Genomic DNA, 18,206 nt, shown 5'->3' with positions numbered 1-18,206 from the left:
GCCTCCCCTCACCCTGAGGAGCTTGCGAAGCAAGCATCTCGAAGGGCGAGGCCACAGTCGGGCCGCATGGTTCGAGACGCGCGCGGTGCGCGCTCCTCACCATGAGGGCCGACGTCGAGTGCGCGGCCCTCTCCTCCGTCATTGCGAGCGAAGCGAAGCAATCCAGAATCTTTCCGCTGAGGGACTCTGGATTGCTTCGCTGCACTCGCAATGACGACTTGGAGGGAACTAAGGCTCCCACAAACTTGCTAGCTCGCGGATGTTTCCAAACTCGCGAGCAGAGCAGCGTGAAGACAATTTACGCCTCTCCCCGCAGCCAGGCCTTCACCTTCTGCAACAGCCCATGAGGCAGCTCGCCAACTGACGCGGCTTCGGCGGGCGTCAGCGTCTGCAAAGCTACATCGATGTCGTCGGTTGCTGGCGCCGGCTCGGGCACCGGCGTAGGCTCAAGCCCGGCCGCCGCGAGCGCGATCGGACCGACCTGCACCAGGAACGCGCGCTCATATTCACGCGACAGGCGCGCGAGCGCATCCTCCAGCGTGAGCCAGTCGACCGCCTTGATGTCGTTCATCAGCTTGCGAACGGGACCGCCCTCGGCCTCCATGCGCCAGAAATGCACGACCTTGGAGCGCCCTCCCGACTGGTAGACGAGCGTGCCGAGGAATTCGTGGATGGCCACATCGTGGCCGGTCTCTTCCAGCACCTCGCGGTGCGCGGCTTCCTTCGGCGTCTCGCCGTCGTCGAGCTTGCCCTTGGGCAAAACCCATTCGTTGCGCTTGCGCTGGCGCACGACCGCAACCAGCGGCGGTGCGCCACGCCGCAGCACAATACCACCCGCCGCCATCACCGGCGCCCGCGCCATCACAACATTCCGTGTCGATCCAATCGGCCCGCCGACGATATAGGCTGCCGACGCGGCGGATTGAAGGCTAGTTCTTCTTCAACAGCGCTTGACCTGCGCGAATGCGGGTGCCCTCGCCGATGCCGTCGCAGAAGTTGAAATCACCCGGCGCCAGGATGATGATGGTGGAGCCGTGCTCGAACCAGCCGAGTTCCTCGCCCTTGGTCACGTTGACGTCGCAGGGGAAATTGACCGGGCCGCGAGTCTGCGCGTTCAGCACCATGTCGAGGAAGTGCAGGCGGATGCTCGCGACCAGGATCGCGGCGACCGGCACCAGCGTCACGGCTTCGCCGGTCGACAAATGCGTGCGGATCACCGCGCGCTCGTTCTTGCAGAACAGACGCTCGACCCGCTTCAGCGCGATCGGGTTGACGTTCCAGACGTCGCCATGGATCAGCGTGACGCGCTCGATATGTGCATCATAGGGCGCATGGAAGCGGTGATACATGCTCGAGGTCAACCGCAGCGTGACGAAGCTTCCGTTGCGGTGCTGATCCACGAGCGCGGAGTCACCGAGCAGGTCGAGCAGCGAATAGGGCGCGCCCTTGACCTGGAACAGCTCGGTGTCGGCGATCCGGCCATGGGCGCCGACGATGCCGTCCGAGGGGCTGGCGACAATGGAGGGGTCGGGATCAAAGGGCCGCAGCCCCGGCTTGAGCTCCCGGGTGAAACAATCGTGCAGACTCCTAAAGTGGGTCTTGCGCGCCTCCGATAGATCGAGGTCGGAAAACAGCTTCCACAGCGCGATCGAGAAGTCCCTGACGAGCGGGTTCTCGATCTTGGAGAATCGGCCCATGAAGCGGGTCAGGGCCGCGCGGGGGATGCGGTTGGTCAACAGGAAGTTGAGGTCTTCCTGCTGGGTGAAAGAGGCAATGAGGGCTTTGACTGTCATGAATCTGTCAGCTCGCAGTATTAGCGCTTGTTGTCATGGAAACGACACTCCCGATTCTCTCATTTTCCGTGGCCGCCGCAGCGTCCGCTGCCGCCGCCTTCCCGAAGATCAAAGCGCGGATCGAACTGTCCCGCGCCAAGCACCGGTCGCTCGCCGGACACTCCAAGATGTCGCGCCGGGTGGCCAAGCTGCTCCCGTTCTACGAGTTCGAGGGCGACAAGTACTTCGGCTGCGACGGCGCGCCTGATAACGTGGTGCAGCAGCGCAAGGACGCCTTCTTCCGCCTCGCCAGCCTTTACGCCGAGCGCTACCCCAAGGGCCGCGCGATGACGAAGGAAGCGGCGGAAAAGATCTCCGACCTGCACTTCACCGAAACCTACCGCGTGCCGTTCCAGTTCTCGCGCCTCGTCCGCGAGCATCTGGGCACCTCGACCTTCATGGAATCGTCCAGCGGCGTCACCGTCACGGATGTCGACGGCAACACCTCCTACGACCTCACCGGATCCTACGGCGTCAACATCTTCGGCAACGACTTCTACAAGGAGTGCATCGAGGGCTCGGAGAAGCGCGCGCATGCACTCGGACCCGTGCTCGGCCCCTACCACCCCGTCATCCTCGAGAACGTGCAGCGGCTCTGCCAGATCTCGGGCCTCGACGAGGTCTCGTTCCACATGTCCGGCACCGAGGCCGTGATGCAGGCGGTGCGGCTGGCGCGCTACCACACCAAGCGCACCCATCTCGTCCGTTTCGCCGGCGCTTATCACGGCTGGTGGGGCGACGTGCAGCCCGGCGTCGGCAACCCCATTCCCGCGCACGAGACCTACACCCTCGCCGAGATGTCCGAGAAGACGCTGCACGTGCTGCGCACGCGCAAGGACATCGCCTGCGTCCTGGTCAATCCGTTGCAGGGCCTGCATCCGAACGGCAACGCGCCCGGCGATTCCTCGCTGGTCGATTCCTCCCGCGGCGGCAACTTTGACCGCGCGGCGTATACCGAGTGGCTCAAGAAGCTGCGCGAAGTCTGCACCGAGCGCGGCATCGCGCTGATCTTCGACGAGGTCTTCGTCGGCTTCCGTCTCGCCGCCGGCGGCGCCCAGGAGTACTTTGGCGTCAAGGCCGACATGGTGACCTACGGCAAGAGCCTTGCCGGCGGCCTGCCGGTCGGCGTCGTCTGCGGCAAGAAGGAATTGATGCGCCGCTTCCGCGACGATCGTCCCGCCGATATCTGCTTCGCCCGCGGCACCTTCAACTCGCACCCCTACGTCATGACGGCGATGGACGAGTTCTTGAGCCGCCTCGCCAGCCCGAACTTCCGTGCCATCTATGATGGGCTGGACGCTACCTGGAACGGCCGCGCGCAAAAGCTCAACCAGATGATGACCGACGCCGACCTGCCGGTGCGGTTCGCCAACTTCTCGTCGATCTGGACGGTGAAATACACCACCCCGTCCCGCTACAACTGGATGCTGCAATACTATCTGCGCGCCGAAGGCCTGTCGCTGAGCTGGGTCGGCACTGGCCGACTGATCTTCAGCCTGAACTACACCGACGCCGATTTCACCGAGGTCGCCGAGCGGTTCGTTCGCGCCGCCGAGAAGATGAAAGCCGACGGCTTCTGGTGGCACGACGGCGTGCTCACCAACAAGAATATCAAGCGGCAGATTTTGAAAGAGATGCTGGCCAAGCGTTTCGGGCGCTGAGGCTTTCTCACTCTTAACCCCGATCACCGCCCGCCCTTCTCCCTCGCCCCGCCCTTGTCCGCCGAAGCCTTGGCGAAGGCGGATGCGGGGCCGCGACGAGCTACGCTCGCGCTGAGAGGGTCGGGGTGAGGGGGAGTCTCCGCGCATGCGGTGAGAGTTGATCAACGATCCACTAGCAGCCCCCCCGCGGAGAGCCCCCCTCACCCGGCTTTGCGCTACGCGCAAATCCGACCTCTCCCCGCAAGCGGGGCGAGGTGAAGAGAGCGCTGGGCTCCGCTGAGTCACTTTAAAGGTATCCCCAAGACGTGGATGCCCGGCACGAGGCCGGGCATGACGTAACCATCAGACATCGGAGTGTTGTGTGAGAACAGCGCGCTCAGGCGTGCTGCTCTTCGAGCGTGGGCTCGGAGATCAAACCCAGCGTGTGCTCGGGGTTGAGGTGCAGGCCGGGATCCATCAGCTCGCCGCGCATCAGGGCGAGCGGCGCGCTACGATAGAGCATCAGGTCGTGGAAGGGATCGGTCAGGATCTTGGTCATCCAGACTAGGCCGGTCTCGACATCGCGGATGAAGAACAGGTGCACGGTGCGGAACAACAGACCGCCGCCGCCGATCACCAGCCAGATCTTGGCGACCTGCCGCATGAAATCGGTCGCGCTCGCCCAGGGCGTGAACAGGCCGAACAGCGTCGGATCGACAACCAGCACCAGCGGCGACAGCGCCCAGATCGCCATCAGCACCACTTTGCGCTGAAGGTTGTAGCCGACCTTGATGTCTTCCTTGTACTCGTGCGTCGCCTGGTTGATGTGGTCGTAATCGTGCGGCTCGAAGAAGAAGTGACCGGCCTGGCGCGAGGTCATCGACACCAGCCAGCCGACCAGCGCCGAGATCATGGGATCGACGAACAGCCAGACATAGGCGAAGAGAAAGCTCAGCGCGCTGACGAAGTGCAGGCTCTGATTGATGCGGCTGTGGTGATAGTAGCGATGGTCGTCCCAGCGCTGGATCCGCAGCTGCTCGAGATAATTCTTGATCATGCTCTCCCCCAAAATGCTTTCGGGTTCAGGATTTACAGGGATTCGATGTAGGCCGTGTGACATCATCATTTTGTCATGTGACGATGTGCAGCGGCGCGATGACGCACGTGTTACTCTCTCCCCTCATCCTGAGGAGCGCGGAACGCGCGTCTCGAAGGATGAAGGCCGAGCTGCATCAGCACGGGCCTTCATGGTTCGAGACGGCGCTTACGCGCCTCCTCACCATAAGGAGTGACGGTCAGGCTGCCTTGGCGACGTCGACCTTGCGGAAGCGCACCAGCGAGAAATGGCCGAGCGGCGGAATCAGGCGGCGCTCGGCGAGCTCGATGCCCTTGGCACCGGAGAGCCACTTCGCATAACGCGACCAGGCGAACTCGGCGGTGCGGAAGCCGAGCGGACGCACCACCGGCTGGAGCTTCTGCTCGATGAAGCGGCGCATGCCGGTATCGGCGCTGACGCGGGTGAGGATGATCAGCTCGCCGCCCGGGCGCAGCACGCGGGCGAATTCGTCGAGCGCCACTTCCGGGTTCGGCACGGCGGTGACGACATATTGCGCCATCACGACGTCGAAGGAATTGTCGGGGAATTCGAGCTTCTCGGCGTCCATCACCGCGAGGCCCTCGACATTCTTCAGATTGCCCTCGGTGACGCGCTGGCGCGCCTTGTCGAGCATCGCTTCCGAAATGTCGGTGCCGAAGATGCGCAGATGCGGCGCGTAGAGCGGCAGCGAGATGCCGGTGCCGACGCCGACCTCGAGCACACGGCCCCCGATCTTGTTGGTGGCCGCGATCGCGGCCTGCCGGCCCTTGGCGAACACGCCGCCGAACACGAGATCGTAGACGGGCGCCCAGCGGTCATAGGCCTGCTCAACCGTGCCACGGGTGAGGTCGAGCTGCTGGGTGCCGTCAAGGTTCATGATCTTAGCCATCGATGAGGTTCTCGCTGTGGGTCAAACGTTGCAGATCAGCCGCGCACCGGCCGCCGCGCCATGACCGGCGAGGCGCGCAGGATGCGGCTGGGCTGAAGTGAGGTGAGGTTTCCGACGAACTGCCGCGCGCTGTTTTCCCAGGAACGCTCCAGCGCGAAGTTACGGCAGGTCTCGCGCGACATGGTGAGCGCGCGGAGGCACGCGGTACGCAGATCATGGTCGATCGCGCCGATCGGATGATCGGCGATGACGTCCTTGGGGCCCGTCACCGGAAACGCCGCCACCGGCGTGCCGCAGGCGAGCGCCTCGAGTTGCACCACACCGAACGTGTCGGTCAGGCTCGGGAAGACGAAGACATCGGCGGCGGCGAGATGCGCGGTCAGATCCGCGCCCTTCTTCTCGCCGAGGAAGACGGCATCCGGATATTTCTTTTCGAGCGCCGCCTTCTGCGGGCCGTCGCCGACGACGACCTTGGTGCCGGGCATGTCGAGCGAGAGGAACGCTTCGAGGTTCTTCTCCACCGCGACGCGGCCCATGGTCATGAAGATCGGGCCCGGCAAATCGAGCTTGGCCGGGCTGTCTGGATGAAACAGCTCGGTGTTGACGCCGCGCGTCCAGAAGCCGAGCCGCTTGAAGCCGCGCTCGGAGAGCTCCTGCCGCAGCGAAGGCGTCGCCACCATGGTCATCGCGGCGGCATCGTGGAAGTGGCGCAGCACGGCATAGCCGACGGCATCAGGGATACCGGTCCGCACCGAGATGTATTCGGGAAAGCGCGTCGTGTAGGAGGTGGTGAAGGCAAGGCGGTTGCGGCGGCAATAAGCGCGCGCGGCCCAGCCGATCGGCCCCTCGGTCGCGATGTGCAGCGCTTCCGGCGCGGCCTTCTCGATCCGCCGCGCGATCTCCTTGCCGCTCGGCAGCGCGATGCGCAGGCCCGGATAGGTCGGTAGCGGCCAGGACCGAAAGCCGTCCGGGGTGAGGAAGTCGATCTCGACGTCGAGCGCCTTGGCCGCATTCGCCAGCGAGGTCAGCGTCCGGACCACACCGTTAACCTGCGGATGCCAGGCGTCAGTCGCGATTAATACCCGCATGGGGAAATCCCGAGAGTTTGATGATTCTCGGCTTAGGACCATCAACCACAGATATTTCAGGCGTGTGACGTCACAGAAGTGTCGGCCCGCTGTTTTGTTGGTTAACGGGTCCGCGCCGCCACGAAACCGTCATGAAACAAATCCTTTCCGCCATGAAACCGTTTTCGGTTTTCCGCGCAAAGCTCCCGAAACGTTTTGTCGTTAGTGATTTGGGCAACGGAGCACCGAAACGGTGCCGCGGTGGTCAAGAAACACCGATCAAACAGGGGCGATCAATGATCAATCTGGACACGTTCAAGACGTATTCGTGCGCCGTTGCGCTCAGCGCCGTCGCGATCTCCGCAATCGCATTTGCCGGTCCGGTGAAGGCTGCGCCCGTGCAGCTCTTCCCCTTCTTCCAGCCGCTGCCGCCGATGGCCGCGCCGCAGCCTTACCAGCCCTATCAGGCGACGCCTTACCAGGCCGCGCCGTCCGAGGATCAGGATGCGGTCGAGATGCCGGCGCGCTTCCGCCGCCAGACCGTCTCCTATGCGACGCGTGAGGCGCCGGGCACCATCATCATCGATACGCCCAACACCTATCTCTATTACGTGCTCGGCAACGGCCAGGCCGTTCGCTACGGCATCGGCGTCGGCCGCGACGGCTTCACCTGGTCCGGCGTACAGTCGGTGACCAAGAAGGCCGAGTGGCCGGATTGGACCCCGCCGCCGGAAATGATCGCCCGCCAGCCCTAATTGCCGCGCCACATGGCCGGCGGCCCCGGCAACCCGCTCGGCGCGCGCGCCATGTATCTCGGCGGCACCATCTACCGCATCCACGGCACTAACGCCCCCGACACGATCGGCAAGCACGTCTCGTCCGGCTGCATCCGCCTGACCAACGACGACGTCACCGACCTCTACTCCCGCGTCAACGTCGGCACCAAGGTGATCGTGCTGCCGATGACGGAACGCCGCGCGGATCTCGGCGCCGCAACGCGCTAACGCGACAGGACATTGTGACGCAAACGGCCCCGGAACCCACCGGGGCCGTTTTCGTTTGCATCATGCTCTCCGGGCGGCCTCGCCTGGAGAAGCACTGTTCGGAGGCGCGGATGCGATCACGCCTGCAAAGGTCGCCAGGTCCATGGCTGCGCTCGATCGTTGGTGCCGGCGCATTGACGCTGCTCCTGTCAGCGCCCCCTTCGCTCGCCCAGCAGCCGGCGAACGACGAGGCGGCCCAGCAGGCTTTCAACAATTCCTGTCGCACCTGCCACTCGGTGAAGGATGGCGACAATCGCCTCGGTCCCAATCTCAGCAAGATCGTGGGACGCAAGGCCGGCTCGCTGCCGGACTACAACTACTCTCCGTCGATGAAGGACGCCGGCTTCGTCTGGGACCGGGACAAGCTGACCCGCTTCATGGTCAAGCCGGATGAGGTCGTGTCCGGCAACAAGATGCAGCCCTATGGCGGCGTCTCCGCGGAGGACGCGGCCAGGGTGGTTGCGTATCTGCAGGCGACATCGGGTTCACAGTAGCGGGCCACGGTGCACCGCTGCATTTTGGTTTGCGATGCGATTGCGGCGCATCCTTCGAGACGCCCGCCTCCGGCGGGCTCCTCAGGATGAGGGCGGAGTGCGTGGCCGCAAATCTGTCCACAGTGCTTGCACCACGTCATGGATGCCAGTTAGCCTCATCCTGAGGAGACCGCGAAGCGGTCGTCTCGAAGGATGGGGCGGGCACGATGACAGAAGGCGCGTACCTCTACATTCTCAGATGCGTCGACGGCAGCTATTACATCGGCACGACGCGCACCGAGCTTGAGCTCAGAATCGCGCAGCACAACGCTGGCACGTTCGGCGGCTATACGAAGTCACGCAGGCCCGTGACCCTGGTCTTCTCGCAATGGTTCGACCGGATTACCGACGCGATCGAATGCGAGCGCAAGCTCAAGAAATGGAGCCGCGCCAAGAAGGAAGCCTTCATGCGCGGAGATTTTGCCGAGCTGCATGAATTGGCAAAGCGCGGATCTCATCATCCTTCGAGACGCCCACCCGCGGCGGGCTCCTCAGGATGAGGGCGGAGTGCGCGGCTCGAGGTTTTCCTCGAAGGACCTGCACTAACCTACGAAGCGCTAGTTAGCCTCATCCTGAGGAGCGCGCTCTTGCGCGCGTCTCGAAGGACGAGGCGTTCACACCGGCGGAAGCCGCTTACCGCTTACCGCGCCCGCCGCCGCTCCGCGATCAGCCTCAGCCATGCCGCTGAATGAAACGCGCTCATCAGCAGATACATCGGCACCATCCCACTCAGCACGGAGCCGTACCCGGCGGCACACAGCATGTCCGCCGGGCCGCCGAGCACGGCCGTCAGCACGGCCATGATCGCGAAGGTCGGCGTCGCCGCCAGAGCCAGCCATCTGGCGAGGTGGCGTGCGGCCACCACGCCATCGCGGCTCGCGCCGGTGGCCACGTTGGCGGGACTAGTCACGGCCTTCCGCGGCCTCGTCGCGAAAGGCCTTCTCGCCGGCCGTCGAGATCTCGACCCATTTCTTGTCGGGCGCAGCGCCTTCCGCGTAGCTGTCGTGCCAGTTCCACCATTTGTAGGTCGGCGTCTGCGGATAGCCCTTTGGCGAGTCCTCCCAGACCTCCTGGCGGCCGAGCGGCGTGATGTCGAGATAGTTCCAGGTGCCGCCCATCTGCTCGTCGCCGCGGCTCTTGATGAAGTAGGTGCGGAAGATGCGGTCGCCGTCGCGGTAGAACACGTTGGTGCCGTGCCATTCGTCGACGCCGAAATCGGCGTCGAAACTGTCGGTGACGGTGACCCAGGGCATGGTCCAGCCCATCCGCTGCTTCAGCCTGATGATGTCGGCCTGGGGCGCGCGCGAGGCGAACACGAGCGTGGTGTCGCGGGCGTTCAGATGCGAGACATGGGCGACCTGGTCGGCCACCATGGAGCAGCCCCGGCAGGCTTGATCGGGCCAGCCGAGCACGCCCGGCTCGAAGAAGGCCCGGTAGACGATCAGCTGCCGCCGGCCCTGGAACAGATCCACCAGACTGATCTTGCCGCCGGGCCCCTCGAACGCATAGGTTTTGGTGACTTCCATCCACGGCATGCGCCGGCGCTCGGCGGCGAGGGCGTCGCGGGTACGGGTATGCGCCTTTTCCTTCACGAGCAGTTGCTGACGGGCGGCCTCCCAGTCCTGCGGCGACACCACCGGCGGTGTTTGCATGGCGGCCTGTCCGTTAGTTCCTGCGTTGTCTGCTGATGTCATCATGGCTCTCCATTCCTCTTGCCCGGGCGGTCATTCCGCGTCGCGCTACGACGGACGCGGAACCGCTCGACCCTCACCGCACATTGTCGGTCGTCAACGATTTCTGGCACCAAGCGGTTGCGCGGTGGGAGTAACAAGTGTGGCGGGATTTGAATGGACTCGCTGATCACGGCCGCCGCGCGCGCGCTTGAGGCCGGCGATCCGCTCGGCGCGCTGAACCGCGTTGCGCTGCGCAACGATGCACCGTCGCTGGCGCTACGCGGCATCGCGATGGCGCAGCTCGGCGATCTCGCGAAGGCGAAGACGCTGCTGCGGAGCGCTGCGCGCGCGTTCGGTCCGAGAGAGGCGGTGGCGCGCGCAAGATGCGTGGTGGCCGAAGCCGAGATCGCGCTCGTCTCGCGCGACCTGAGCTGGCCGGTGAAAACGCTCGCAGCGGCCCGCGCGACGCTCGAACAGCACGGCGATCTCGCCAATGCAGCTCATGCAGGCCACATCGAGGCGCGCCGCCTCCTCCTCGTCGGGCAGCTCGACGAAGCCGAGCGCACGCTGGCCGAGCTCAGCCCCTCCCCGCTCCCGCCTGCCTCTCAGGTCGTCCGCGAGCTCGTGGTCGCCGGCATCGCCATCAGACGACTGAGAGCGAAAGATGCGCGCGCGGCGCTCAACCGCGCGGCTCACGCAGCGCGGCAGGCGAAGATCCCGGCGCTCGTGGCCGAGGTCGACAACGCGAACCTGATCCTCGACACGCCGGCGGCGCGCCTGATCGCGCGCGGCAGCGAGCATCCGTTGTTGCTCGGGGAGGTCGAGAGACTGGCGACCTCGACGGCGCTCGTCGTGGACACCTTTCATCATGCCCTGCGCAGGCAAGGCCGCGTCGTATCGCTCGGAACGCGCCCGGTGCTGTTCGCGCTCGCCCGCCTCCTGGCGCAGGCATGGCCCGCCGATGTCTCGCGAGAGGCGCTGATATCAGGCGCGTTCCGGGCGAAGCACGCCGACGAATCGCATCGCGCGCGGTTGCGCGTGGAGATCGGGCGGCTCCGCACCCAGCTCAAGCCGCTGGCCGACATCAGCGCGACGAAGCAGGGTTTTGTGCTGGCGCCGCGCAAGACGCGCGACGTCCTCGTGCTGGCACGTCCCGTCGAGGAGAAGCACGCCGCGGTGCTCGCCGTCCTCTCCGACGGCGAGCCCTGGTCAAGCTCGGCGCTCGCGCTGGCGCTGGGGACGAGCGCCCGCACCGTGCAGCGGGCCCTCGAAGAGCTGGCGCGGTCGAACAAGGTGCAATCGTTCGGACACGGCCGGGCACGGCGCTGGATGACCCCGCCCGTCCCGGGTTTCCCGACAGGCTTGTTACTCCCCGGACCGCTCCTGAAGGCGTAAGTTGGATCACATCAGAGGGATCAAGCACATGAAGCGTTCCGCCGCCGAGATCGTCAGGGAGTACGGACCTTTTGCGGGTGTCGAGGCCGTGCATGGCGTCACCTACGACGGCACCCATGTCTGGTTCGCATCCGGCGACAAGCTGAATGCGGTCGATCCGGCCAACGGCAAGATCGCACGCTGCATCGATGTCGCCGCGCATGCGGGGACGGCGTTCGACGGCCGGCACCTGTTCCAGATCGCCGAGGATCGCATCCAGAAGATCGACGCCGCCACCGGCAAGGTGATCAGCACGATTCCGGCCCCGGGCGGCGGCGGCGATTCCGGATTGGCCTGGGCGGAGGGCTCGCTGTGGGTCGGTCAGTATCGCGAGCGCAAGATCCATCAGGTCGATCCGGAGACGGGAAAGATCCTCCGCACCATCGAAAGCAAGCGCTTCGTGACCGGCGTCACCTGGGTCGACGGCGAGCTCTGGCATGGCACCTGGGAGGGCGAGGAAAGCGATTTGCGGCGGATCGATCCCGAGACCGGCAAGGTGCTGGAGCAGCTCGACCTGCCCGCCGGGACGATGGTGTCAGGATTGGAGTCCGACGGCGGCGACCGCTTCTTCTGCGGCGGTGGCGATCGCGGCAATGTGAGGGCGGTTCGCCGCCCGCGGCGCAGCTAAGGTGCGCGATGACGGATGCGCGGCACCGATGCTGCCGCAACCGTTAATCTGTTCGCCCCAATTCCACCCCACCGGTGCGCTCTAGCGCCCCCCTCGCCTGCCCTGTAGACTTCCGACCCTGGGTGGCTTGGGGGATTGATGCGACTGACGCTGAACTTGAAGACTGTCCTGATCGCCGTGGCGGTGCTCGCGGCGTCGTTTTTCGTCAGCCTGAAGGCGATGGACTGGCTGTCGCCGCGCGCGGCGACGACTGCGCCGCCGGTCGCGCAATTGCCGCCGCTGCCGCCGGTCGCGAAGAGTTCGATCGTGGTGGCGCCGGTGGCGATCGCGATATCGGCGATCCGCGAACAGGCCGAGAAAGCCGCGCCGCGCAATTTCGCCGGCAAGGCCGATAATCCAATCTCGCAGATCCTGGAGAATGCCGACATCGGCTGGTCCGCCGTGCGCGGGCCGATGGCGGCTGCCGGCGACAAGGACGTGCTGACGATCTCGACGCCGCTCAATGGCAAGCTGAACGTGACGGGCTCGCTGTCGTCGAAAGCCACCGGCGCGCTCGGCAGCGTGCTCGGCGGCGACGCAGCGAAACGGATCGGCGCGGTCAACATCAAGAATTTGAACGCCAGCGCCGAGATCAAGGGCAACGTGGTCGTCACCTCGCGCCCGAAGCTCGCGGCCAATTGGCATCTCGAGCCAAATCTCGGCGCCCAGGTCAATCTCGGCGACACCAACCTCAACGTCTCCGGCGCCAAGGTCAACGTGCCGGCGCAGGTGAAGCCGCTGATCGACAAGAATGTCGGCGAGCAGATCAACATCGTCTCCGAGCGCATCCGCAACGATCCCTCGCTGCGCGAGAATGCGAAGCTGCAATGGGCCAAGGCCTGCCGCTCGATCCCGCTGCAGGGCTCGGGCTCCTCGGCCTCGCTGCCGCCGCTCTGGCTCGAGATGAAACCGACCCGTGCCATCGCGGCGCAGCCGCGCGTCGACGCGCAGAACGTGACGCTGCTGCTCGGCCTTGAGCTCGAGACGCGCGTGACCTCGACGTCGACCAAGCCGGACTGTCCCTTCCCCGACAAGATCTCGATCGTGCCGCCGACCGGCACCGGCGTGAACATCGGCGTGCCGATCGACGTGCCCTTCACCGAGATCAACAAGCTGATCGCGGCGCAGATGGTCGGCCACACCTATCCCGAGGACGGCTCCGGCCCGGTCGACGTCACCGTGAAAGGCGTCAACGTGGTGCCGTCAGGCGATCGTCTCCTGATCTCGCTGCTGGTGCGTGCCAAGGAGAAGAAGAGCTGGCTCGGTCTCGGCGCCGAAGCGACCGTGCACATCTGGGGCCGGCCGATGCTCGACCAGGCGCAGCAGACGCTGCGGCTCGCCGACATCCAGCTCGCGGTGGAATCCGAGGCCGCCTTCGGCCTGCTCGGCGCGGCCGCACGCGCGGTGGTGCCGCAGATGCAGCAGGCCTTGGTGCAGAAGGCGACGCTCGATCTGAAGCCGATCGCCGCCAATGCGCGCGAGAAGATCGCGGCCGCGATCGCCGACTACCAGAAGAGCGAGGATGGCCTCAAGGTCGACGCCAAGATCGACAGCCTGACCCTCGCCGACATCGCCTTCGATTCCAAGACGCTGCGCATCGTCGCCGAAGCCGGCGGCTCGCTGAACGTCTACGTGACGAAGCTGTCGGGGATGTAGCGCGTCTTCACTCGCCGGACCCGCGCGCGTCGCTTGCGCCGCTGGCATTCTCGTCGGAGGATGCTAAGCTGTTTCTCGCAACCTCGAACGAGGTGCTGACAGCACTGCAGGGGACAACGCGAGGACAACATGGAAGCCGGCATGGTCACGCCTGCGCCGGCGCTGGTGCGCTTTTCCGGCATTCAGAAGACCTACGATGGCGAGCACCTCGTGGTGAAGAACCTCGATCTCGAAATCAGGAAGGGCGAGTTCGTCACCCTGCTCGGTCCGTCGGGCTCGGGCAAGACGACCACGCTGATGATGCTGGCCGGCTTCGAGGTTCCAACCCATGGCGAAATCTACCTCGCCGAACGGCCGATCAAGAACGTGCCGCCGCATAAGCGCGACATCGGCATGGTGTTCCAGAACTATGCCTTGTTCCCGCACCTGACGATCGCGGAGAATATCGCCTTCCCGCTATCCGTTCGCAACACGGCCAAGGCCGAGGCGCAGGAACGCGTCAACGCGGCGTTGCGCATGATCAAGATGGAAACCCTGGCGCACCGGCGGCCCGGGCAGCTGTCCGGCGGTCAGCAGCAGCGCGTGGCGCTGGCCCGCGCGCTGGTTTTCAATCCGCAGCTCGTGCTGATGGACGAGCCCCTGGGCGCCCTCGACAAGCGCCTGCGGGAGCAGATGCAACTGGAAATCAAGCAGCTGCACGAGACGATGGGCATCACCGTCGTCTACGTCACCCACGATCAGAGCGAAGCGCTCACCATGTCGGATCGCATCGCCGTGTTCAACGACGGCATCGTGCAGCAGATCGACCGGCCCGACGCGCTGTACGAGCATCCGGTGAACAGCTTCGTCGCTCACTTCATCGGTGAGAACAACGTGCTGTCCGGCACCGTCGAGACGATCGAGAAGGACTATTGCCGCGTCACGCTGGCTGGTGGCGGCGCCGTGACCGCACGGGCGGTCAATGTATCCGGCGCGGGCGCGTCGACCTCCCTGTCGGTGCGGCCGGAGCGGATCGCCATCATCCCGGACGGCACCTCCAGCGAGGGACCGAACCGGCTGCCGGCGAAGGTGCAGAACACCATCTATCTCGGCGACCACGCACTGGCCGTGCTCGATGTCGCCGGCAACGGGGAGTTCATGGTCAAGCTTCAGCCGGGGACGCATGACGGATTGAGACATGGCAGTCTAAGATCTGGTGAAAGCGTATTCATCACCTTCCGTCCCGAGGACTGCCTGGCCCTCGATCCCGTCTGATCCGGACCGGCATCGATCAACCTCAACGCAACGCAGATGAAGAAGGAACAAGGACCATGCTGAAGCGCAAGACTGGCAAGATTGCTCTGGGGTTCGCCGTGGCGTTCAGCGCCAGCGCCGCGCTGGCCACGGTCGCGCAGGCGCGTGACCTCACCGTCGTGTCGTGGGGCGGCGCCTATCAGGATGCCCAGAAGAGGGTCTATTTCGAGCCGTTCAAGAAAGCAGCCGGCGTCGCGATGAACGACGAGTCCTGGGACGGCGGCGTCGGCGTGCTGCGCGCCAAGGTGCAGGGTGGTGCCGCCACCTGGGACCTCGTCCAGGTCGAGAGCGACGAACTCGCGGTCGGCTGCGAGGAAGGCCTGTTCGAGAAGATGGATTATTCCAAAATCGGCGGCGAGGCCGCCTATATACCGCCGTCGGTCAATCCCTGCGGCGTCGGCGCCATCCTCTACGATTTCGTTCTCGGCTACGACAAGGACAAGCTGAAGGACGCCCCCAACGGCTGGGCCGACTTCTTCGACACCAAAAAGATTCCGGGCAAGCGCGCCTTGCGTCAGGGCCCGAAGACCACGCTGGAGATCGCCCTCATGGCCGACGGCGTCGCACCGAAGGACGTCTACAAGGTGCTGGCGACCGACGAGGGCGTCGAGCGCGCGTTCAAGAAGCTGGACACCATCAAGGGCGACATCGTCTGGTGGAAGGCCGGCGCCCAGCCGCCGCAATTGCTCGCCTCCGGCGAGGTGGCGATGACCTCGGTCTACAATGGCCGCATCGACACCGCGAACAAGAACGACAAGAAGAATTTTGGCATCGTATGGGACGGAGCGCTCTTCACCCTCGACAGCTGGGTCATCCTGAAGGGCAGCCCGAACAAGGACGCGGCCTACAAGTTCCTGGACTTCGCGGGCAAGGCGGAGAACCAGTCAAAGCTGTCGCAGAACATCGCCTATGGCACCTCGAACAAGGACGCAGCCGCCCTCCTCGCGCCCGCCGTTCTCAAGGACCTGCCGACAGCGCCTGACAACATCAAGAACGCGGTCGAGATCAACGTTGGCTTCTGGCTCGAGAACATCGACCGCCTGACCGAGCGCTTCAACAAATGGGCCGCGAAATAGCGCGCCCCACCAGGCTCGACCAATGACGGCCTCGCTCCTGACCGGCGCCAATGCGTCGACCGAGGTGCCGCTCAAGCGCCGATTGCGGCGTGCGGAGCGGACACGTCAGGTCAAGGCATTGGCGCTGGTGCTGCCGCTTCTCGTCTTCCTGCTCTTCACCTTCGCAGGCCCGATCGCCGGCATGCTGTGGCGCGCGGTCGATGACCGCGAGGTGCGTCAGGTTCTGCCGCAAACCATCGCTGCTCTCGCCAGCTGGGAAGGCAAGGACCTGCCGGATGAAAAGGCCTTTGCAGCGCTGGCAAGCGACATCCTGGCGGCGCGCGCTTCCGGCATCATCGCCATCGCGGCCAAGCGGCTCAATTACGCCCTGAACGGTTTTCGTACGATCCTGACCAGCACGGCACGTAATCTGAAGGCGCAGCCGGAGCCCGGCACCGCCAGGGAGACACTGGGCAAGATCAACCCGGCCTGGCGCGAACGGGCCACCTGGACGACGATCAAGGATGCCGGTGGCCCGGTGACCGGATTCTATCTGCTGGCGGCGCTCGACCTGACGCGGAACGTCGATGGTGCGATCGTCGCGGCCGCATCAGACCAGGCGATCTACCGCAACGTCTTCGCCCGCACCTTCCTCATCAGCTTCAGCGTCACGGTACTCTGCCTGATCCTCGGCTTCCCGGTCGCTTACCTACTGGCAACGCTGCCGCCGGGCCGGTCGAACCTGCTGATGATCTTCGTCCTGCTGCCGTTCTGGACGTCGCTTCTGGTCCGCACCTGCGCCTGGATCGTCTTGTTGCAGAGCAAGGGCGTCGTGAACGACAGCCTGCACTGGCTTGGCATCATCGACGAGCCGTTGCGGCTGATCTACAACCGCTTCGGTGTCTGCGTGGCCATGACCCACGTTCTCCTGCCGTTCATGATCCTGCCGCTGTATAGCAGCATGAAAGCGATCTCGCCTGCGTACATGCGTGCCGCCGCCTCGCTCGGCGCGCCACCGACCACTGCCTTCCTGCGGATCTACCTGCCTCAGACCCTGCCCGGCATCGGCGCGGGAAGCCTGCTCGTCTTCATCCTGGCGCTCGGCTACTACATCACACCGGCCCTCGTCGGCGGCGCCGCCGATCAGATGATCAGCTACTTCATCGCGCTCTACACGACCGAGACGGCCAATTGGGGCCTTGCTTCGGCGTTGGGAGCGGTGCTGCTGCTGGCCACTCTTTTGCTCGCTCTCGTCTACGGCAAGCTGGTGCAGGGGCAGCAGGTCACGGGAGGAATGAAGAATTGAGCGATCATTCTTCCCTCCGCACGCCCAGCCAGCGTATCGCGTGGACCGCGACCATCGTCATCTCCACGCTGGTGTTCATCTTCCTGATCGCGCCGATCCTTGCGATCATGCCGCTGTCCTTCAGCTCGGGCTCGTACCTCACCTATCCGCTGCCGGGCCTCTCCTTGCGCTGGTACGACGACTTCATCAATTCGCCGCGCTGGATGAATTCGCTGAAGAACAGCATGATCATCGGCGTCGCCTCGACCCTGCTGTCGATGGTGCTTGGCACGCTGGCTGCGCTGGGGCTGGCGCAGTGGAAGAGCCGGTTCAAACCGCTCGTGCTGGCTTTCGTGCTGTCGCCGGTCGTCGTGCCCGGCGTCATCACCGCGGTCGGCCTGTATTTCTTCTTCGCGCCGATCGGACTAACCGGCAGTTATCTCGGCTTGATCCTGGCCCACACCGCGCTGGCGACGCCCTTTGTGGTGATCACGGTCGGCGCGACGCTGCAAAGCTTCGACACCAATCTGGCACGCGCCGCCGCCTCACTCGGCGCCTCGCCGCTTTATGCGTTCCGCCGCGTGATCCTGCCGCTGATCCTGCCCGGCTTGGCGTCGGGTGCGCTGTTCGCCTTCGCGACCAGCTTCGATGAGGTGGTGATCGTGCTGTTCATGGCAGGCCCGGAGCAGCGCACGCTGCCGCGCGAGATGTTCAGCGGCATTCGCGAGAACATCAGTCCGACCATTACGGCGGCGGCGGTGATCTTGACGACAGTATCGGTCATCCTCCTCGCGACTTTGGAAGGCCTGCGCCGGCGCAACGAACGGCTCAAGGGCAGCAGCGCCTGAAAGGCGTCTTTCTTCCTTCTCCCCTTGTGGGAGAAGGTGGCGCGAAGCGCCGGATGAGGGGTTACCTCCGCAAGTACGAATGCAAGATGGGTACGTGCGGAGAGAGACCCCTCGCCCGTCTCGCCGCTACGCGGCGAGCCACTCTCTCCCACAAGGGGCCTGTTGCGTAATTCGTCAATTGTGATTCCCTAGGGC

Annotated in this window: 17 protein-coding genes and 1 pseudogene; 11 read left to right on the top strand and 7 right to left on the bottom strand. The window is 64.9% G+C overall.

The window, feature by feature from the left end; all coding sequences use genetic code 11:
- Window positions 1-298: 298 nt before the first annotated feature.
- Together ABIB99_RS26545 and asd are read right to left on the bottom strand one after the other, a co-directional pair.
- A complete protein-coding gene (locus ABIB99_RS26545; RefSeq protein WP_063981515.1) occupies window positions 299-862 on the bottom strand; it encodes an NUDIX hydrolase in 564 nt (187 codons plus the stop codon).
- 67 nt (window positions 863-929) lie between these two features.
- Window positions 930-1,793, bottom strand: coding sequence for an archaetidylserine decarboxylase (asd, locus tag ABIB99_RS26540; RefSeq protein ID WP_063981514.1), 864 nt, complete (start codon window positions 1,791-1,793; stop codon window positions 930-932).
- 35 nt (window positions 1,794-1,828) lie between these two features.
- Here asd and ABIB99_RS26535 point away from each other — a divergent pair, with 35 nt between their 5' ends.
- Window positions 1,829-3,493, top strand: a complete 1,665-nt coding sequence (locus ABIB99_RS26535) for an aminotransferase class III-fold pyridoxal phosphate-dependent enzyme (protein ID WP_063981513.1) — start codon at window positions 1,829-1,831, stop codon at window positions 3,491-3,493.
- 376 nt (window positions 3,494-3,869) lie between these two features.
- Here ABIB99_RS26535 and ABIB99_RS26530 read toward each other — a convergent pair whose 3' ends face one another.
- The 3 genes from ABIB99_RS26530 to ABIB99_RS26520 all read right to left on the bottom strand — a co-directional run bounded on the left by ABIB99_RS26530 (window position 3,870) and on the right by ABIB99_RS26520 (window position 6,545).
- Window positions 3,870-4,529, bottom strand: coding sequence for a hypothetical protein (locus ABIB99_RS26530; RefSeq protein WP_014492925.1), 660 nt, complete (start codon window positions 4,527-4,529; stop codon window positions 3,870-3,872).
- 238 nt (window positions 4,530-4,767) lie between these two features.
- Entirely contained in the window at window positions 4,768-5,457 is a 690-nt protein-coding gene (locus tag ABIB99_RS26525; RefSeq protein ID WP_063981512.1) for a class I SAM-dependent methyltransferase, read from the bottom strand.
- 35 nt (window positions 5,458-5,492) lie between these two features.
- A complete protein-coding gene (locus ABIB99_RS26520) occupies window positions 5,493-6,545 on the bottom strand; it encodes a glycosyltransferase family 4 protein (RefSeq protein WP_063981511.1) in 1,053 nt (350 codons plus the stop codon).
- A 275-nt stretch (window positions 6,546-6,820) separates the two neighbouring features.
- Between ABIB99_RS26520 and ABIB99_RS26515 the strand changes: the two are divergent.
- The 3 genes and pseudogenes from ABIB99_RS26515 to ABIB99_RS26505 all read left to right on the top strand — a co-directional run bounded on the left by ABIB99_RS26515 (window position 6,821) and on the right by ABIB99_RS26505 (window position 8,600).
- Window positions 6,821-7,528, top strand: a pseudogene (locus ABIB99_RS26515) (L,D-transpeptidase).
- A gap of 110 nt (window positions 7,529-7,638) precedes the next feature.
- Complete coding sequence (locus ABIB99_RS26510; RefSeq protein ID WP_063986139.1) at window positions 7,639-8,061, top strand: c-type cytochrome; 423 nt, start codon at window positions 7,639-7,641, stop codon at window positions 8,059-8,061.
- Between the two features lie 206 nt (window positions 8,062-8,267).
- Window positions 8,268-8,600, top strand: coding sequence for a GIY-YIG nuclease family protein (locus tag ABIB99_RS26505; RefSeq protein ID WP_063981509.1), 333 nt, complete (start codon window positions 8,268-8,270; stop codon window positions 8,598-8,600).
- A 140-nt stretch (window positions 8,601-8,740) separates the two neighbouring features.
- On the opposite strand, the gene ABIB99_RS26500 is transcribed toward ABIB99_RS26505, so the two are convergent.
- Window positions 8,741-9,010: a hypothetical protein gene (locus ABIB99_RS26500; protein ID WP_063981508.1), complete on the bottom strand. Its 270-nt coding sequence runs from the start codon at window positions 9,008-9,010 to the stop codon at window positions 8,741-8,743.
- Window positions 9,003-9,797, bottom strand: coding sequence for a DUF899 domain-containing protein (locus tag ABIB99_RS26495; protein ID WP_063981507.1), 795 nt, complete (start codon window positions 9,795-9,797; stop codon window positions 9,003-9,005). Before ABIB99_RS26495 ends, ABIB99_RS26500 begins: the two co-directional genes overlap by 8 nt.
- A gap of 150 nt (window positions 9,798-9,947) precedes the next feature.
- Here ABIB99_RS26495 and ABIB99_RS26490 point away from each other — a divergent pair, with 150 nt between their 5' ends.
- The 7 genes from ABIB99_RS26490 (at window position 9,948) to ABIB99_RS26460 (ending at window position 18,011) form a co-directional block, all read left to right on the top strand.
- Window positions 9,948-11,168, top strand: a complete 1,221-nt coding sequence (locus tag ABIB99_RS26490; RefSeq protein WP_063981506.1) for a winged helix-turn-helix domain-containing protein — start codon at window positions 9,948-9,950, stop codon at window positions 11,166-11,168.
- 28 nt (window positions 11,169-11,196) lie between these two features.
- Window positions 11,197-11,835, top strand: a complete 639-nt coding sequence (locus tag ABIB99_RS26485; RefSeq protein WP_063981505.1) for a Vgb family protein — start codon at window positions 11,197-11,199, stop codon at window positions 11,833-11,835.
- 138 nt (window positions 11,836-11,973) lie between these two features.
- Entirely contained in the window at window positions 11,974-13,530 is a 1,557-nt protein-coding gene (locus ABIB99_RS26480; protein WP_354178147.1) for a DUF4403 family protein, read from the top strand.
- Window positions 13,531-13,659: 129 nt separating this feature from the next.
- Window positions 13,660-14,784, top strand: coding sequence for an ABC transporter ATP-binding protein (locus ABIB99_RS26475; protein WP_063981503.1), 1,125 nt, complete (start codon window positions 13,660-13,662; stop codon window positions 14,782-14,784).
- Window positions 14,785-14,840: 56 nt separating this feature from the next.
- Window positions 14,841-15,899 (top strand): ABC transporter substrate-binding protein, encoded by a 1,059-nt coding sequence (locus ABIB99_RS26470; RefSeq protein ID WP_063981502.1) that lies wholly within the window; start codon window positions 14,841-14,843, stop codon window positions 15,897-15,899.
- A 22-nt stretch (window positions 15,900-15,921) separates the two neighbouring features.
- On the top strand, window positions 15,922-17,184 hold the full coding sequence (locus ABIB99_RS26465; protein ID WP_354095473.1) for an ABC transporter permease: 1,263 nt from the start codon (window positions 15,922-15,924) through the stop codon (window positions 17,182-17,184).
- Window positions 17,181-18,011 (top strand): ABC transporter permease, encoded by an 831-nt coding sequence (locus tag ABIB99_RS26460; protein ID WP_063981501.1) that lies wholly within the window; start codon window positions 17,181-17,183, stop codon window positions 18,009-18,011. Before ABIB99_RS26465 ends, ABIB99_RS26460 begins: the two co-directional genes overlap by 4 nt.
- Window positions 18,012-18,206: the final 195 nt, after the last annotated feature.

This window comes from Bradyrhizobium sp. LA6.1 (assembly GCF_040547805.1).
GTDB lineage: Bacteria > Pseudomonadota > Alphaproteobacteria > Rhizobiales > Xanthobacteraceae > Bradyrhizobium > Bradyrhizobium barranii.
The sequence above is the reverse complement of the archived record's forward strand: the minus strand, read 5'-3'. Positions and strand labels throughout refer to the sequence as shown.

What these genes read in the sequence shown, in the direction of transcription:
- ABIB99_RS26545 (WP_063981515.1), bottom strand. Translation starts at nt 862, where the DNA reads ATGGCGCGGGCGCCGGTGATGGCGGCGGGTGGTATTGTGCTGCGGCGT.
- asd (WP_063981514.1), bottom strand. Translation starts at nt 1,793, where the DNA reads ATGACAGTCAAAGCCCTCATTGCCTCTTTCACCCAGCAGGAAGACCTC.
- ABIB99_RS26535 (WP_063981513.1), top strand. Translation starts at nt 1,829, where the DNA reads ATGGAAACGACACTCCCGATTCTCTCATTTTCCGTGGCCGCCGCAGCG.
- ABIB99_RS26530 (WP_014492925.1), bottom strand. Translation starts at nt 4,529, where the DNA reads ATGATCAAGAATTATCTCGAGCAGCTGCGGATCCAGCGCTGGGACGAC.
- ABIB99_RS26525 (WP_063981512.1), bottom strand. Translation starts at nt 5,457, where the DNA reads ATGGCTAAGATCATGAACCTTGACGGCACCCAGCAGCTCGACCTCACC.
- ABIB99_RS26520 (WP_063981511.1), bottom strand. Translation starts at nt 6,545, where the DNA reads ATGCGGGTATTAATCGCGACTGACGCCTGGCATCCGCAGGTTAACGGT.
- ABIB99_RS26510 (WP_063986139.1), top strand. Translation starts at nt 7,639, where the DNA reads ATGCGATCACGCCTGCAAAGGTCGCCAGGTCCATGGCTGCGCTCGATC.
- ABIB99_RS26505 (WP_063981509.1), top strand. Translation starts at nt 8,268, where the DNA reads ATGACAGAAGGCGCGTACCTCTACATTCTCAGATGCGTCGACGGCAGC.
- ABIB99_RS26495 (WP_063981507.1), bottom strand. Translation starts at nt 9,797, where the DNA reads ATGATGACATCAGCAGACAACGCAGGAACTAACGGACAGGCCGCCATG.
- ABIB99_RS26490 (WP_063981506.1), top strand. Translation starts at nt 9,948, where the DNA reads ATGGACTCGCTGATCACGGCCGCCGCGCGCGCGCTTGAGGCCGGCGAT.
- ABIB99_RS26485 (WP_063981505.1), top strand. Translation starts at nt 11,197, where the DNA reads ATGAAGCGTTCCGCCGCCGAGATCGTCAGGGAGTACGGACCTTTTGCG.
- ABIB99_RS26480 (WP_354178147.1), top strand. Translation starts at nt 11,974, where the DNA reads ATGCGACTGACGCTGAACTTGAAGACTGTCCTGATCGCCGTGGCGGTG.
- ABIB99_RS26475 (WP_063981503.1), top strand. Translation starts at nt 13,660, where the DNA reads ATGGAAGCCGGCATGGTCACGCCTGCGCCGGCGCTGGTGCGCTTTTCC.
- ABIB99_RS26470 (WP_063981502.1), top strand. Translation starts at nt 14,841, where the DNA reads ATGCTGAAGCGCAAGACTGGCAAGATTGCTCTGGGGTTCGCCGTGGCG.
- ABIB99_RS26465 (WP_354095473.1), top strand. Translation starts at nt 15,922, where the DNA reads ATGACGGCCTCGCTCCTGACCGGCGCCAATGCGTCGACCGAGGTGCCG.